Consider the following 15568-nt stretch of genomic DNA (forward strand, 5'->3'; position numbering starts at 1 on the left):
AGACGCCGTCCTTGTCCAACGCCCCACGCCCGTACAGGGCGCTCCTGACCGGCCTGGCCCTGGCCGCGACCAGCGCGGGCGCCGCCGTGGCCGCGCCGGCGACGGTGGCGTTCAACGTTCCCGCCCGGGGGCTGGGCGCCGAGCTCGTCGACTTCGCCGTCCAGGCCGACATCTCGATCAGCACCCGCAACCTCGCGGCCTGCGCCCCGACCGGCCGGGCCCTGGTCGGGCGCTATACCGTGCGGGCGGGACTGACACGGATCCTGGCCGGCACGGGCTGCGGCTTCCGCTTCGTCGACGGCCGCGCGGTCGAGGTGTCGCCGCTGCCCAGGCCGCCCGCCGCCCCGCCGCGTCCGCCGCCCCCCGCGACGGCCCCGACCTCGACCGACCTGGAGGCCGTGGTGGTCGTCGCCACCCGTCGGCCGACCGCCATCGACCAGCTGGCCTATCCGGTGACGGCGCTCGGAGCCGCGACCCTGACCAGCCAGGGCGTCAATGACGCCGGCGACATCGCCCGTCTCTCGCCGTCGATGACGGTCACCAACCTCGGCGCCGGCCGCAACAAGATCCTGCTGCGGGGCCTGTCCGACGGACCGTTGACCGGACGCACCCAGTCGATGGTCGGCATCTATGTCGACGATGTGCGGGTCACCTACAACGCGCCCGATCCCGACCTGCGGCTGACCGACATGGACCAGGCGGTGGTGCTGCGCGGGCCGCAGGGCGCGCTCTACGGGGCCGGTTCGCTCGGCGGCGTACTGCACCTCGTCACCGCGAAACCCGATCCGTCCGGCTTCAGCGGCTGGGTCTCGGGGGGCGTCGCGGCGACGCGCGGCGGCGATCCGTCCGCGACGGTCGAGGGCATGGTCAACCTGCCGGTGCTCGGCGGACGCGGCGCGGTGCGCGCGGTCGGCTGGCGCGAGCAGACCGGCGGCTACATTGACGATGCGGGCCTGGGGCTGAGCAACGTCAACCGGACCATCCGCTTCGGCGGACGGCTGGCCGCGTCGTTGTCGCTCGGCGACCGCTGGACGCTGTCGACCGGCCTGATCGCCCAGGCCATCGACGCATCCGACACCCAGTACGCCTTCGCCGACGCCGCGCCCTACACCCGCGACAACAGCCTGCGCGAGCCGCACGACAATGACTTCGCCGAGGCCAACCTCGGCCTGGCCGGAGATCTCGGCTGGGCGCGGCTGCGCTGGTCGACCGCCTTTGTCGAACACCAGGTGGCGAGCCGTTACGACGCGACCGCGGCGCCGCCCGTCGCCATGCCGGCCGGGCCGGTCGCGTTCGACGACGAGAACGATATCAGCAGCCTGGTCACCGAAGCGACCCTGACCTCCCCGGACGCGGCGAGGATCCGCTGGCTGGTCGGGGCCTTCTACGCCCGCTCGCGGCAGGACATCGCCCTGGAGCTGTCCCGTCCGGGCCCGGCCGCCGTTGTCGGCTTCAGCGAGGACCGCCATGACCGGCTCGACGAGACGGCCCTGTTCGGCGAGCTGACGCTGCCGCTGGCCGAGCGGCTCGACCTGACCCTGGGCGGTCGGCTGTTCAGCGTCACCGGCTCGGTGTCCAGCCGGATCACCGCGCCGCTGGCGGGAACCGCGTCGGCCTACGACGGGTCGGACCGCCAGAACGGCTTCGCGCCGAAGCTGCTGCTGGCCTGGCGCCGCTCGTCGACCACCATGGTCTATGTCGAGGCGGCGGAGGGCTATCGGGCGGGCGGCATCAACACCACCGGCGTTCCCGGACAGACGTTCACGGCGACCGGCGGGGCGCAGCCCTGGCGTCGCTACGGCGGCGACGAGCTGTGGAGCCTGGAGGCCGGCGGCCGCTGGCAGGGGCTGGACGGCCGGCTGCAGCTGCGCCTCGCGGCCTTCGAGGCCCACTGGTCCAATATCCAGAGCGACCAGCTGCTGCCCAACGGCCTGCCGTTCACGGCCAACATCGGCGACGGGGTGAACCGCGGGATCGAGGTCGAGGGCGTCTACCGGTCCGGCGCGCTGGTCCTGACCGGCAACGCCCTGCTCAACGCGCCCGAACTGGACCGGGCCAACGCCGGGTTCACCGCGGGCGGCGACCTGGCCCTGGCCGCCGTGCCGGACGTGTCCGGCGGATTGTCGGCCCACTATGCCTGGCCGCTGTCAGGCGACCGGCTGATCGCGCTGGACGGCCGGCTGGCCTACATCGGCAAGTCGACCCTGACCTTCGACGCCGCGACCTCGCCGACCATGGGCGACTATATCGACGCCCGCCTCGCCGGCAGTCTGGTCACCGACCGCTGGGTGCTGACCCTGGCCGTGACCAATCCGGCGAACAGCCGCGGCGACACCTTCGCCTACGGCAATCCCTTCACCCTGAGGACCTCGCCCCAGGTCACGCCGCAGCGCCCGGCGACGGCCGAACTGACGCTGAAGGTCGCCTTCTGACTCCGCCGGCCCTGACAGCCGTTCCCGTGGGGGCGGCGGGGGGCTAGTAGAGGCCGATGACCCATAAAACCGTCCATGTCGTGGGAGCCGGACCCGCCGGCCTGATGGCCGCCGAGCGCCTCGCCGCCGCCGGCCACGCCGTGGTGGTGCACGAGGCCATGCCCTCGCCGTCGCGCAAGCTGCTGATGGCCGGCCGCGGCGGGCTGAACCTGACCCACACCGAGGCGATCGACGCCTTCCTCGGCCGCTACGGCGCGGCCCGCGGCGCCGTCGCGCCGTGGCTGGAGCGGCTGACGCCCACCGACCTGATTGGCTGGGCCGAGGGCCTGGGGCAGCGGACGTTCGTCGGTTCCTCCGGCCGGGTGTTTCCCAAGGCGATGAAGGCCTCGCCGCTGCTGAGGGCCTGGCTGGCCCGACTGGCTGCCGCCGGCGTGACCCTGCGCACCCGCTCGCGCTGGACCGGCTTCGGCGAAGGCGCCGCCCTGCGGTTCGACACCGTCGACGGCCCGCGCACCGAGACGCCCGACTCCGTGGTGCTGGCCCTCGGCGGCGCAAGCTGGCCCCGACTCGGCTCGGACGCGGCCTGGGTTCCGTGGCTGACGGCGCGGGGCGTGACGGTGACGCCGTTCCGGCCGTCGAATGTCGGCTTCAACGTCGCCTGGTCGGAGGTCTTCGCCGAACGGTTCGCGGGCCAGCCGCTCAAGGCCATCGCCCTGACCCACGGCGAGACGACCGTGCGCGGCGAGGCCATGGTCACCCGCTACGGCCTTGAGGGCGGCGCGGTCTACACCCTCTCGGCCGGCCTGCGGGACGCCATCGCCCGCGACGGCGCCGCGACCCTGGTCGTCGACCTGCGGCCCGATCTGTCGATCGACGCCCTCGCGGCCCGGCTGGCCCGACCGCGCGGCAAGGACAGCGTGACCAACTGGCTGCGCAAGGCGGCCGGCCTGTCGCCGGTCGCCGTCGGCCTGCTGCGCGAAATCCCCGGCGACATGCCCATGGGCGCCGACAAGCTGGCCCGGCGGATCAAGGCCGTGCGGCTGACCCTCACGGGCGTGCAGGGGCTCGAGCGGGCCATTTCCTCGGCCGGCGGCGTGGCGCTGGACCAGGTCGACGACGGCCTGATGCTGAAGGCCCTGCCGGGCGTGTTCGTGGCGGGCGAGATGCTCGACTGGGAGGCCCCGACGGGCGGCTATCTGCTGCAGGCCTCGATCGCGTCCGGCGCCGCCGCGGCGGCCGGCGTCGCCGCCTGGCTCGAGGGCCCGGCCGCCGGGTGAAACCGGCCGCCGACCGCCACACACCCTCCCGGACATTGTATTTTCACCCCATGAGGGATCATGGGTTGCAAGCCCGGTCGGCGACGATATCGTGCCGCATCGGGGGAGTGCGTAATGTTCAAATGGGTTCTGGTCGGGCTGGCCCTGATGTGGGCCGCGCCGGCGGCGGCGGGCGAGTCGCCGGGCTATGGCAAGCCGGCGGCATGGATCAAACCACAGTCGTTCGCCGTGACGGCCCCGGTCGAGGCCAGCGAGCCGGCGCGGCTGGCGTTGCAGGACTACCAGGTCCGCATCGGCGAGGCGGGGATCGAGACCTTCCTCCATACCGTCGTCGAACTGCGCACGCCGCAGGCCCTGGCCCTGGCCAATCTCGCGCTGAGCTGGGATCCCGCGACCGATGATCTGACCGTCCACCAGGTGCTGCTGCGTCGCGGAGACACGGTGATCGACGTGCTCGCGAGGGGGGATGTCTTCACCATCCTGCGCCGGGAATCGCGGCTGGAGGCGGCGATGCTCGACGGCCGTCTGACGGCCACGCTCCAGGTCGAAGGCGTCCAGGTCGGGGACTATATCGAGGTCGCCTACACCCTGCGTCACAAGGATCCGGTCATGCAGGGCCGCGGCGAAGCTATGGTCAGCCTGAACCGGGGCCGGATCGGCCACCTTTACCTGCGTCAGGTCTGGTCGAACGATCGCCCCGTGCGATGGGTCGGGACCGGCCAGTTCGGCGCGCCGAAGGTGACGCGAACGGCCCGGGAAACCGAGCTTCTTGTCGATCTGACGGATGTCAAAACGCCGGACGCCCCGCCCGCCGGCGCGCCGCCGCGCTTCAACAGCCCCGGCCGGCTGTCGGCCACCGAATTCAGCAGCTGGGGCGACATCGCCGCGGTCATGGCCCCGATGTACGAGAGGGCCTCGCAGCTGGCGCCGGACTCGCCGCTGCGCGCCGAGGTCGCGAAGATCGCCGCGGCGTCGAGCGACCCGCGGGTTCGGGCCACCGCCGCGCTGCGGCTGGTCGAGGACCAGGTGCGCTACCTGTACCTGGGCATGAATCTCGGCGGCTTCACGCCGGCCTCGGCGGACTCGACCTGGACCCGGCGGTTCGGCGACTGCAAGGGCAAGAGCGTGCTGCTGGCGGCCCTGCTGCGCGAGCTCGGCATCGAGGCCGATGTGGTGTTCGTCAGCACGGTCATCGGCGACGGGCTGGACGCACAGCTGCCGCTGGTCGAGGTGTTCGACCACGCCATCGTGCGGGCGCGCATCGACGGCAAGACCTATTGGCTGGACGGCACCCGGCAGGGTGACCGCAACATCGACAGCCTCGTGCCGCCGCCCTACCGCTGGGCGCTGCCCGTACGGGCCGATGCGACGCTGGAGCCCATCCTCGTCCCGCCGCCGGAACGACCGCTGGTGGAAGCGCGGGTCGAGATCGACGCGACGGCCGGCCTTGACGCGCCGGCGCCGGTCACCGCCGAGATCATCATGCGGGGCGATCTCAGCCTGGTGATGGCCTACGGCCTCAAGAGCATGTCCGACGACAAGCGGGACGAGGCGCTCAAGAGCCTCTGGGGGGAGATGCCCTGGAACGTGACGCCGGTGAAGGTGGGCTGGAGCCGCGACGAAGCCACCGGCGATGTCCGGCTGACCATGGAGGGCGCCGCGTCGCTCGACTGGTCCGCCGAGCGCGGCGCCCGGCCGCGGCGCTGGCAGATGTCCGAACTGACCGTCGGCTGGCGGCCGGACATGAAACGCGAGCCGGGACCGGACGCCGAAGCCCCCTTCGCCACGGAGTCCCCGAAGTTCGATCTGCAGCAGATCATTGTCCGGCTTCCCCGCGGCGGGGCCGGCTTCCGCTTCACCGGCGGCGACGTCAGCCAGACGGTGTCCGGCTACGAACTCAGGCGCACCATGACCCTGAAGGACGGCGTTTTCACCGGCATGGCGAGCAAGCGCGCGCTGGTTCCGGAGATCCCGTTCGCCGACAAACAGGCCGCCGAGGCCGGGCTGATCGCGCTCAGCGGCGACGTCTATATGGAGGCCCCGCGCGGCTACAAGCGCACGCCCGCGGAGCTGGAAATCGAGGCGGCCCGCACGGGCACGACCTTCTTCGAGTACGTCAACCGCGCCGACGCCCTCTTCGAACTGGGACGGGTGGACAAGGCCATCGCCACCCTCGACGCCGGCCTCGAACGCGACAAGGACAAGCCGGAGGCCTGGAATGTACGCTGCTGGCTTCTGGGCCGGGCCAACCGCGACCTGCCCAGGGCGCTGGCGGACTGTGAAAAGGCCCTGTCCCTGCGGCCGGACACGGCCAGCTATCTCGACAGCCGCGCCCTGGTCTATTTCCGCATGGGCCAGTTTGACCGCGCGATCGCCGACTATGACGCCGCGCTCGAGAAGTCGCCGGAGCTGTCGCCATCCCTGTTCATGCGCGGCGTCGCCAAGCGGCGGCTGGGCCGGACCGAGGATGGCGATGACGACATCGCCACGGCGATCGCCCTGAACCCCGAGGTCGCCGAGTACATCGCGAAATTCGGCGTCGCCCCCTAGGGAAGGCGCCGTGTTCGTGGCTGACGGCCGGCGGCAATCCGGCTAAGCCCACGCGCGTCGGGGCGGCGTGGGCCGCCCGCAGCGCCAGACGAGGGCGGGGAGAGTTCGGGAATGACCGTGGATCTGACGCGTGGCGCGCGCGAGACGGCGCTGGCCGCCCGCACCGAGACCTTCATCCGTGAGGTCGTCATTCCCTACGAAAACGATCCGCGCATCGGCAGTCATGGCCCCTCGGACGAGCTCTGCTACGAGCTGAAGGCGCACGCCCGGGCGGCCGGGCTGCTGTCGCCGCATGTTGGCGAGGCGTTCGGCGGCCACGGCCTGAACCATCGCGAGATCGCCACCGTGTTCCGCGCGGCCGGCTATTCGATGCTCGGGCCGATCGCCCTCAACATCATGGCCCCCGATGAGGGCAACATGGCCCTGCTGGAAAAGGTCGCCAGCCCGGCGCAGCAGGAGCACTTCCTGCGGCCGCTGGCCGAGGGCCGGACCCGCTCGGCCTTCTTCATGACCGAGCCGGACGGCGGCGCCGGCTCCGACCCCTCGATGATGAAGACCACCGCCCGCCAGGACGGCAACCACTGGGTCATCAACGGCCGCAAGGCCTTCATCACCGGCGCGGACGGCGCGTCTGTCGGCATCATCATGGCCAGGACGGAGGAGGGCGCGACCCTGTTCCTGGCCGACATGCCCGATCCCGCCATCGTCACCGAGCGGGTGCTCGACACCATCGACCGGACCATGCCGGGCGGACACGCCATCATCCAGCTGAACGACCTGCGGGTGTCGTCTGACGCCGTTCTGGGCGAGGTCGGGCAGGGCTTCAAGTACGCGCAGGTGCGGCTGGCGCCCGCCCGCCTGACCCACTGCATGCGCTGGTGGGGGGCGGCGAAGCGGGCCCACGACATCGCCACCGAGTACGCCTGCCGGCGTCACGCCTTCGGCAAGCCGCTGATCGACCACGAGGGCGTCGGCTTCATGCTGGCCGACAACGAGATCGACCTGAAGCAGTCGGAGCTGATGATCGACTGGTGCGCCTGGGTGCTGGACAACGCCGGCCATGGCGCGGGCGGTCCGGAGTCGAGCATCGCCAAGGTGGCGGTGTCCGAAGCCCTGTTCCGCATCGCCGACCGCTGCGTCCAGGTGCTGGGCGGCATCGGCGTCAGCGACGACACCCCGGTGCACCAGATCTTCCGCGATATCCGCGCCTTCCGCATCTACGACGGCCCGTCCGAGGTCCATCGCTGGTCGATCGCCAAGCGCATCAAGCGGGAACAGGCCGCGCGCTAGATCCCCGGGGCGTCAGGCGACGCGGTAGTCGGCGGGCCAGAAGTCCCGCACGGACCCTGGCGACAGCCGGATGAGCCGGTCGGTCTCGCCGGGATCGAGACGGTCGGCCAGAACGGCGAAGACCGCCGCGACGACGGCGTCCGGCGTGCGACCGAAGTCCCGCGGCAACTGTCTCGCCACGGCCTCCTGGAAGGTCCCCGCCGCCGCCGCGTCCGCGGGGCCGGCGGCGGGCTGCCAGCCTTCGAGAAAGACGCCGCGCAGCAGCATGGGCATCTGCGCGGACAGGCCCAGCACGGCGTCCATCGGCAGGCGATCGCGCAGGGTGTGCAGCACGGCCCGCAAGGCCGCGTAGGCGTCCTGACGCGAGGTGTCGGGCAGCATGGCCTGGACGCGCGCCAGCCAGCGGTTGGACTGCTGGACGGTCGTGTCGAACACGGGGAGGCCGGTGGTCATGGGACAGGGCTCCTTCTCCGGGGACCGCGCGGGCGCGCCGGTCCGGGGTGATGGAAGACAGGGTGGCCCGGCGCCGGACCGGCTTTCGACGGCCTGACGGCCGCGGAAAGCCTGACCTGACTATCGCACCGGAAAAGGTCCGCGTTGACCGGGGTCAATCCCCGCCGCGACAGGGCGTCGCAGGGGGCGGCCCGGCCGGTCTTCGCCATGCTTCGGACCCGGGATCGTCGCGTTCCATTTCGACGGGATCCGCCTTTCCGGGACCTGGCGGTCTGTCTCCGGATGGCGTCCCGCGCGGCCCCGTTCGCGCTCTGTGAGCACGAGGGTCTCGAACCTCGCGTCGGCGGGTGATACCGCAGGGACCGGCGGCGCGACGCGTCCGCCACGCAGGCGGCGGGGTTCCGGCGCCGCTGAAGGAGGCAGACGATGTTCGCCATGGCCCTCGCCGAACACGGCGGTCGACTGGAGCCGGTGACGCGGCCTGATCCGACGCCAGGACCGGGCGAGGTGCTGCTGCGGGTGCTGGCCTGCGGCGTCTGCCGCACCGACCTGCACATTGTCGACGGAGAGCTGCCCGCGATCCGGCCGGGGGTGGTTCCGGGTCACGAGATCGTCGGGGTGGTCGAACAGGCGGCGCCGGACGTGACCGCGTTCCGACCCGGCGACCGGGTCGGGGTCCCGTGGCTCGGCGGTGTCTGCGGACACTGCGCCTATTGCCATGAGGGCGCGGAAAATCTCTGCGACGACGCCCGGTTCACCGGCTGGACCCGCGACGGAGGCTACGCCGAAAAGGTCGTGGCGGAGGCGGCCTTCTGCTTCCCCCTGCCGGCCGCGCTCGGCGATGCGGAGGCTGCTCCGTTGCTGTGCGCGGGCCTGATCGGCTTCCGCGCCTGGCGCAAGGCCTGCGAGGGGCGGCCCGTTCGTCGCCTCGGCCTGTACGGCTTCGGCGCGGCCGCGCATCTGCTGGCCCAGCTGGCGATCCATGAGGGGCAGACCGTCTACGCCTTCACGCGACCCGGGGACCATGAAGCCCAGGGGCTGGCCCGATCGCTGGGCTGCGCCTGGGCCGGGGATTCGGACGGGCCGCCGCCGGAGCCGCTCGACGCGGCCATCCTGTTCGCGCCGCAGGGGGCGCTCGTTCCGCTCGCGCTGCGGGCCGTGTGCAAGGGCGGCGTGGTCGTCTGCGGCGGCATCCACATGAGCGACATTCCGTCGTTTCCCTACGCGGACCTGTGGGGCGAGCGGCGACTGGTCTCGGTCGCCAACCTCACGCGGGACGACGCCCGGGACTATCTGCCGCTGGCCGCGCGGGCCCGGGGTCCGGCCGCGGGTCACGACCTACGCCCTGCGGGACGCCAACCGCGCGCTGTCGGATCTGCGCGACGGCGCCTTCACGGGCGCGGCCGTGCTGCTGGTCGGCGACGACCGCGGCGTCAGGCCGGCGTAAGCAGGTCGGCGCGCGTCTCGGACAGTCCCTGTTCATGGGCCAGGATCGCCGCCTCGGTGCGGTTGCGCGCGCCGATGGCCGCCAGGATCGCGTGGACGTGGAGCTTCACCGTGGCGACGGTGATGCCGAGCTCCTCGCTGATCTCGCGGTTGGTCTTGCCGGCCGCGACGCAGCGAAGCACGGCGATCTGGCGGGCCGAAAGCGACGCCTCGAGCTTGCCGGCCCGGGGCTGGCCGACCGGCATATGGAAATGCACCCCGCCCGCCGCGACGAGGCCGATGGCCGCGTCGATCAGATCCCGGCTGGACGTCAGGGGGACGTAGGCCTTGGCGCCGCCCGCCTGAACGGCCTCGAACTTGGCCCGGTCAAACCGGTCATCGAGCACCACGACGGGGCAGGGCGCCATGCGGTCGACGAATGCCGGCAGGGCCGCCGCCTCGCCCGGCCCGGCGCCGTTGAGGACGACGATGGCGAGGTCGGGGTTCAGCATTTCGATCAGGCCCACGGCGTCCGCCAGGGCCACCTCGACGCGAACATTCACGGAGCTGAAGCGACGCGTTGTTATTTCGGTCAATACTTCAGTACAGATGGGCCGGTCTGAAACAATAAGTACGGTCCTGACCATCTTGCCTCACTCTATCTGGTTCGCGGATCGCGCTGCTGTGAATCCAGTCTTGCCGCAGGCGGCGGGCGAAGACAATGCCCATGCTCGATTTAGGGACAATGTCGCCATAATTGTTCGGAAAAAATTCGGGTGTGTGTGACAATCAAAAGGTCTATATATTAAACCCAAAATGGGTAGCAGTAACGATACGGCTGTTCCGGACGGGTAACATCTTCGACGATATAATGTATTATCGGCCCAATTTTGGGGCAAATTTTAGAAAAAGCGCCATTTTCGTTAAGTTATACATAGGTTTTTTCGGTTCGGTGAATTTCAAAGCTTCTACACAGATCACTGTTCAATCAAGTTGACTTGTCGATCAGCTCGCGACGATAGCGGAGTCGCCGCATTCAAGTCGTAGGGCCCCGCGCATCATGCGGCCGGGTGCGCAGGCATTCTTCTGGTTCATCTGTATCATAAAAGTATCCAGTTCTGCTTACTCGCCTACCCGCTCCGAGCCAGTGCAGTAGAAATCGAGTCATCGGCGCGTTGGTTATTCGGAAACGCCGATCGACCGTCGCAGGGCTTGCAGCTGTTGTACGATCTGGCGCCCCTGGTGGTTGCCCGCCTCCATGACAAGGTTCAGCGACGCCAGGTGCACCCGGAGTGCGTCGGCATGCCACAGTCCGGCGGCGGTCCAGCTGTCGGCCATGGCGACGATTCCCATGGCGACGGCGCCGACCAATTCGAGATCCGCCGCGTCCGCGACCTCCGCGACGTTCATCGCCGCCCGGCTGATCGGCGCGATCTCCGCCAGCAGGACGTCGTCCGGAGCCGCCACATGGCATGTCATGTCGCGCACCCCGACGAACCGCCGGGTCGTCGAGCTGATCCGCGAGGACGAACGCCGCCGCGGTCTGCGGCGGACCCCCATCTGCATGCTGACGGCGAACGCCATGCCCGAACACCGCACCCGGTCGATGGACGCCGGGGCCGATGATTTCCTGACCAAGCCCCTCAGCGCCGAGGCCCTGATCGGCGCCGTCGCCCACGCGATCGAGGACCCGGACCCGGCCGGAGAGGAGGCCCGCGCCCTGGCAGGCGACAGGCCGCCCCTCTAACGGGGGACGGCGCGAGCGGCCGCGGCACGTCCGCCCTGTGTGACCTCGCGGGACTTTAGCCCGCTCCCGTCGCTGACGGCGGCGGAGAATTTGGAGATCGCGGCGCCCCGCTCCGCACCCCCGGGCCCTGGGCCTGACGGCCAGGCCTCGCCGCGGCCTCATCCGCCGTGGGGCAGGCGCGAGACCTTGAACGGCGATCGGCAGTCTCGCGGACTTGGCCGGCCGCGCCGGGCGCGGGCGGGATGACGGCGGGACGTCATGAAAACGGAAGGTGGAAACGAAGAGGGCCGGTCTCGCGACCGGCCCCCCCGTTGGTGTTGGCCGCGGCTACCAGCGCCAGCGGAAGCCGAGCGAGGCGTCCGTCGACTGGTAGTCGTCCTTGAACTTCACGCCCGCGTTCACGAAGGCGGAGAAGGCCGCCTCGTTGCTGAACACGTTCACGCTGCCCGACACTTCGCCGAAGCTGCCGCTGAAGTCGTCGGTCAGCGGAAGGTCCGGACCGGCGCTGTCGATGACCAGACCGTTGTCACCCTCGAACTCGTCCCAGATGCGGGCCGTGATCGTGAACTTGGAGGTGAAGGTGTCGAAGTCATGGTTGGCGCCGAGGCGGGCCCCGAGGCTGCCGCGGAGGCTCGTCTGGTCGTCATAGGCGATGACCGCGCCCGGGACGGTGATGTCGTCGAACGTGGTCTTGACGTAGGACAGGCTGGCCAGCGGCTCGAAGAAGGCGTTCTCGCCGAGGGCGACGGTGTAGCCGCCTTCGATCTGACCACCGACCGAGTTGGCCTCGCTGGTGAAGCGGTTGTTCGGCGCGGCGGCCAGCGACGGGGCCTGGTGCAGAACGTCCAGGAAGTTCCCGGCGATGATGCCGTCGACGAAGAAGTTCTTCGCCACGTAGGTCCCGTAGAGGCCGACCGTGAGGCCGTCCATCGAGATCATGGTGTTCGAGGCGTCGAAGTTCACGTTGGTGTCGACGTAGCCGATCATGCCGCCGACGACCCACTGACGATCACCGGTGTTGGCGCTGATGAAGTCCACGCCGCCCGTGAGCGAGATGGTGTCCTGCGCGTAGCTGGTGTCGAAGCTGTAGGTCTTGCCGAACAGGTCGTAGCTGTTGATCAGGTCGCGGTTGGTGGCCCCGCCCGCGATCTTCACCCACACGCCCGCGCCGCTGGCGTCGACGTCGCCCAGCTGGTCGCGCAGGTCGGCCTGGCGGTCGTACCAGCTGCCGGTCGACTGGTACCAGGCGTTCTGCGCCGCCGTGCCCGCCACCGTGAACTCGAACGCATCGCCGTCGGGCAGGCCGACCAGGACGTGTTGTTTGTTCAGGTTGGTGGTCAGGTCGTAGAAGAACAGGCCCTTGTCCAGCACGCCGTCGGACGAGGCCGGGTCCGCGCGCCACAGGGGCTGTCCGGCCAGCAGCGAGAAGTGGCTGTCGGCCGTCGCGCCCGTGCCGCTGACGTCGACCAGCACGATGCCGGTCGGGTTGTACGCCCCGCCGGCGGCGCCGGTGTCGTTGATGCGGATCGTCGTGCTGCCGGCCGTCGTGCCGTTGACCAGGCTGAAACAGTCGGCCGCGGCCAGCACCGCGCAGCTCGTCTGGGTCACGGCGCCGAGGTTGGCGTCCATCACCAGCCGGCTGGAGCCCGACCCTGTGAAGGTGGCGCCGCCGGCGAAGATCGCGTCGTTGGTCTGGCCATCCGACGCCGTGACGCCGGAGCTGCCGAACACGATCGTGCCGGAGTTGTTCCAGGCTTCGAGGTTGGTAATCGTCAGCGTCGAGGCGGCCAGGGTGGGCTCTCCCACCACCAGGGTCCCGCTGTTGGCGAAGGTGTCGCTGCCGCCCAGGAAGTCCCAGGAGGTGGCGACGCCGCCGGCGTTGGTGAAGATCGTGCCGGTGTTGTTCAGCGTGTCGGCGCCGGGGCTGAAGGTCGAGGCCCCGGTGGTGTGCCAGCTGAAGGTCGAGGTGTTGTTGAACAGCACGTTGCCGGTCAGGCCCGAGAAGTTGACCCGGCCCTGGATGCGACCGCCGTTGTTGATCACCGCGCTGCCGCCGACGCCGCGGATCGCGAGGTCGTCGTAGCCGGTGGTCGCCGTGTCGGTCGAGCGGACCACCGAGTTGGCGCCGACCGTGAAGGTGGTCGTGCCGCCCGCGGCGTTGTTCAGGTCGACGACCCAGCCGTTCACGCCCGCGCCGGCCCCGACGAGGGTCGTGCCGGTCCCGGTGGTGATGTTGACCGCGCCGCCATTGCTGGTCGTGCGGACCGCGCTGCCGACGGTGTCGGTGATCGTGCGGTTGTTGCCGATGGCGACGGTGATCGTCCCCGCGCCGGTCGTGGCCGCATTGATCGCCGCATCGCCCGCGCCGTTGCCGGTGACATCGCCGTTGACGTTGAGGGTGGTGACGCCGGCCCCGGTGGTCGCGGTCCGGATGCCGTTGGTCGCCCCCGTCACGGCGGCGCCGTTGGTCACGGTGATCGCGCCGTTTCCGGTCGCCACGATGCCGTCGGCCGAGGTCCCGGTCACCGCGCCCGTGGCGACCACGGACGTCGTACCCGTCCCCGTATTGGCGGCCACGATGCCGGTGGTGCCCGAGACGGTTCCGGCGGTGACGCTGACCGCGCCGGTTCCGGCGGCGCTGGTCTGCTGGGCGATGATGGCGGTGTTGCCGGTGGAGGTGACATTGCCGGCGTTGACCGTGACCGCGCCGCCGGTCGCCAGGGCGAACACGCCGTTGCCGCTGGTGGCGTTGACCGGTCCGACGGTGGTCACCGTGGTCGAGCCCGTGCCGAAGTTCTCGGCGTCGATCCCGAACCGGGCGTCGACCGGGCCGTTGGCGGTGACGGTGACGTTGCCGGAGGCGCCGGCGTTGAGGATGGCCGCCACCATGCCGGCGTTGCCGGCCTGGATGGCGCCGTTGGCCACCTCGGTCACGTTGCCGGTCAGGGACTGGCTCTGGACGTCGACGCCGTTCTTGCCGGCGGTCAGGGCGGTGACCGCGCCGGTGGTGACGCTGACGCCGGTCCCGGCCGCGACGTCGCGGACGATGAAGCCGTTGCCGCCGGTCGAGCTGCTGGCGCCGGAGACGTTGACCGTGGTCGTGCCCGAGCCGTTGTTGAGGATGTTGGCCGCGTCGCCGGTGCCGCCGGCGAACCCGCCGGTCCCGGTCACCGAGATGTTGCCCGATCCGCCGGTTCCGGCGACCAGGCTGAGGCCGCGGGTCGCGCCGGTGACGGTGTTGTCGACGACGATCGTGGCGCCGGCGTTGCCGGTGGCCAGGATGCCCTCGGCGGCCGTGCCGGTGACCACGCCGTGGGTGGTGACGCTGAGACCGCCGGTCCCGACGTTGTTGGCCACGATGCCGGTGGTGCCCGAGACGGTTCCGGCGGTGACGCTGACCGCGCCGGCGCCGGCGGCGCTGGTCTGCTGGGCGATGATGGCGGTGTTGCCGGTGGAGGTGACGTTGCCGGCGTTGACCGTGACCGCGCCGCCGGTCGCCAGGGCGAACACGCCGTTGCCGCTGGTGGCGTTGACCGGTCCGACGGTGGTCACCGTGGTCGAGCCCGTGCCGAAGTTCTCGGCGTCGACCCCGAACCGCGCGGTGATGGCGCCGTTGGCGGTGACGTTGACGTTGCCGGTGGCCGCGCCGTTGAGGATGGCGCCCACCATGCCGGCGTTGCCCGCCTGGATCGCGCCGTTGGCGACCTCGGTCACATTACCGGTCAGGGACTGGCTCTGGACGTCGATGGCGTTCTGCCCGGCGGTCAGGGCGGTGACATTGCCGGTGGTCACCGAAACGCCGGTGCTGGTCGCCACGTCGCGGACCACGACGCCGCGGCCCGACGCCGCCACCACGCCGCCGGACAGGGTGATGCTGACCGAACCGGCGCCGGCCGTCTGGGTCACGTCGAACGCATCGCCGTTCCCGTTGTTGATGATGCCGCCGCCCGTATAGATGATCGGGCCGCCGGCTGCCGCGACCGACAGCGCGGCGGTGCCGCCCGCGGTCGGCGTGTTGCCCGCGTCGACGCTGATCGAGCCGCTGTTGGTGATGGTGACGCCGCCGTTTCCGGTGTTGGAAACCGCGAGGCCGTAACCGCTCACGGTCGCGCCGGCGTCGACGTTGAGGACCACCGGCACCGGCAGCAGCCCGACATAGTTGCGGTCAAGCGGCGCGTTGCCGGGGAAAGTCGTGTCGGTGGTGACGGTCGTGTCGCAGGTCACCGTGGTGGCGCCGACGGCGCAGGCCGCCAGGGCCTGGTCCGGGCCGAGCAGGCTCCCGGCCGAGGTGGCGACGAGCCCGATCGCCGACAGCAACACGAGCCGGCTCGCCTGCGATTGCAGGAGCCGTCGCCTGGCTGATGTTGCTGGGTTCAGGTCCGGATTCGCGTTTC

9 protein-coding genes and 1 pseudogene are annotated in these 15568 nt (G+C 70.7%); 6 read left to right on the plus strand and 4 right to left on the minus strand.

The features are described from left to right. Positions 1–11 precede the first annotated feature (11 nt). The 4 genes from AC1RN0_RS01085 to AC1RN0_RS01100 all read left to right on the plus strand — a co-directional run bounded on the left by AC1RN0_RS01085 (position 12) and on the right by AC1RN0_RS01100 (position 7549). Complete coding sequence (locus tag AC1RN0_RS01085) at positions 12–2432, plus strand: TonB-dependent receptor (protein ID WP_492785576.1); 2421 nt, start codon at positions 12–14, stop codon at positions 2430–2432. A gap of 56 nt (positions 2433–2488) precedes the next feature. Continuing rightward, a complete protein-coding gene (locus tag AC1RN0_RS01090; RefSeq protein ID WP_492785577.1) occupies positions 2489–3709 on the plus strand; it encodes a BaiN/RdsA family NAD(P)/FAD-dependent oxidoreductase in 1221 nt (406 codons plus the stop codon). 114 nt (positions 3710–3823) lie between these two features. Next, on the plus strand, positions 3824–6259 hold the full coding sequence (locus AC1RN0_RS01095) for a DUF3857 domain-containing protein (protein ID WP_492785578.1): 2436 nt from the start codon (positions 3824–3826) through the stop codon (positions 6257–6259). Between the two features lie 111 nt (positions 6260–6370). Continuing rightward, positions 6371–7549 carry an acyl-CoA dehydrogenase family protein gene (locus AC1RN0_RS01100; protein ID WP_492785579.1) on the plus strand — a complete coding sequence of 393 codons (1179 nt, stop codon included), beginning with the start codon at positions 6371–6373 and terminating at the stop codon, positions 7547–7549. A 12-nt stretch (positions 7550–7561) separates the two neighbouring features. Here the strand turns inward: AC1RN0_RS01100 and AC1RN0_RS01105 are convergent, their stop codons facing one another. Next, a complete protein-coding gene (locus tag AC1RN0_RS01105; protein ID WP_492785580.1) occupies positions 7562–8002 on the minus strand; it encodes a DUF2267 domain-containing protein in 441 nt (146 codons plus the stop codon). 435 nt (positions 8003–8437) lie between these two features. Here AC1RN0_RS01105 and AC1RN0_RS01110 point away from each other — a divergent pair. After that, positions 8438–9280 (plus strand): annotated as a pseudogene (locus AC1RN0_RS01110) (zinc-binding alcohol dehydrogenase family protein); the annotation flags it as partial. A gap of 155 nt (positions 9281–9435) precedes the next feature. Here the strand turns inward: AC1RN0_RS01110 and AC1RN0_RS01115 are convergent. Beyond that, positions 9436–9990: a helix-turn-helix transcriptional regulator gene (locus AC1RN0_RS01115; RefSeq protein WP_492786408.1), complete on the minus strand. Its 555-nt coding sequence runs from the start codon at positions 9988–9990 to the stop codon at positions 9436–9438. A 616-nt stretch (positions 9991–10606) separates the two neighbouring features. After that, positions 10607–10894 carry a hypothetical protein gene (locus tag AC1RN0_RS01120; RefSeq protein WP_492785581.1) on the minus strand — a complete coding sequence of 96 codons (288 nt, stop codon included), beginning with the start codon at positions 10892–10894 and terminating at the stop codon, positions 10607–10609. Between the two features lie 10 nt (positions 10895–10904). Between AC1RN0_RS01120 and AC1RN0_RS01125 the strand changes: the two genes are divergently transcribed. Then, the gene (locus AC1RN0_RS01125) at positions 10905–11174 is read left to right on the plus strand and encodes a response regulator (RefSeq protein ID WP_492785582.1); all 270 of its coding nucleotides are present in this window, start codon (positions 10905–10907) and stop codon (positions 11172–11174) included. A 327-nt stretch (positions 11175–11501) separates the two neighbouring features. Here the strand turns inward: AC1RN0_RS01125 and AC1RN0_RS01130 are convergent, their stop codons facing one another. Then, complete coding sequence (locus tag AC1RN0_RS01130; protein WP_492785583.1) at positions 11502–15494, minus strand: beta strand repeat-containing protein; 3993 nt, start codon at positions 15492–15494, stop codon at positions 11502–11504. Positions 15495–15568 lie beyond the last annotated feature (74 nt).

The organism is Caulobacter sp. GW821-FHT12F03, assembly GCF_058806855.1.

What these genes read in the sequence shown, in the direction of transcription:
- AC1RN0_RS01105 (WP_492785580.1), bottom strand. Translation starts at nt 8,002, where the DNA reads ATGACCACCGGCCTCCCCGTGTTCGACACGACCGTCCAGCAGTCCAAC.
- AC1RN0_RS01125 (WP_492785582.1), top strand. Translation starts at nt 10,905, where the DNA reads ATGTCGCGCACCCCGACGAACCGCCGGGTCGTCGAGCTGATCCGCGAG.
- AC1RN0_RS01100 (WP_492785579.1), top strand. Translation starts at nt 6,371, where the DNA reads ATGACCGTGGATCTGACGCGTGGCGCGCGCGAGACGGCGCTGGCCGCC.
- AC1RN0_RS01090 (WP_492785577.1), top strand. Translation starts at nt 2,489, where the DNA reads ATGACCCATAAAACCGTCCATGTCGTGGGAGCCGGACCCGCCGGCCTG.
- AC1RN0_RS01095 (WP_492785578.1), top strand. Translation starts at nt 3,824, where the DNA reads ATGTTCAAATGGGTTCTGGTCGGGCTGGCCCTGATGTGGGCCGCGCCG.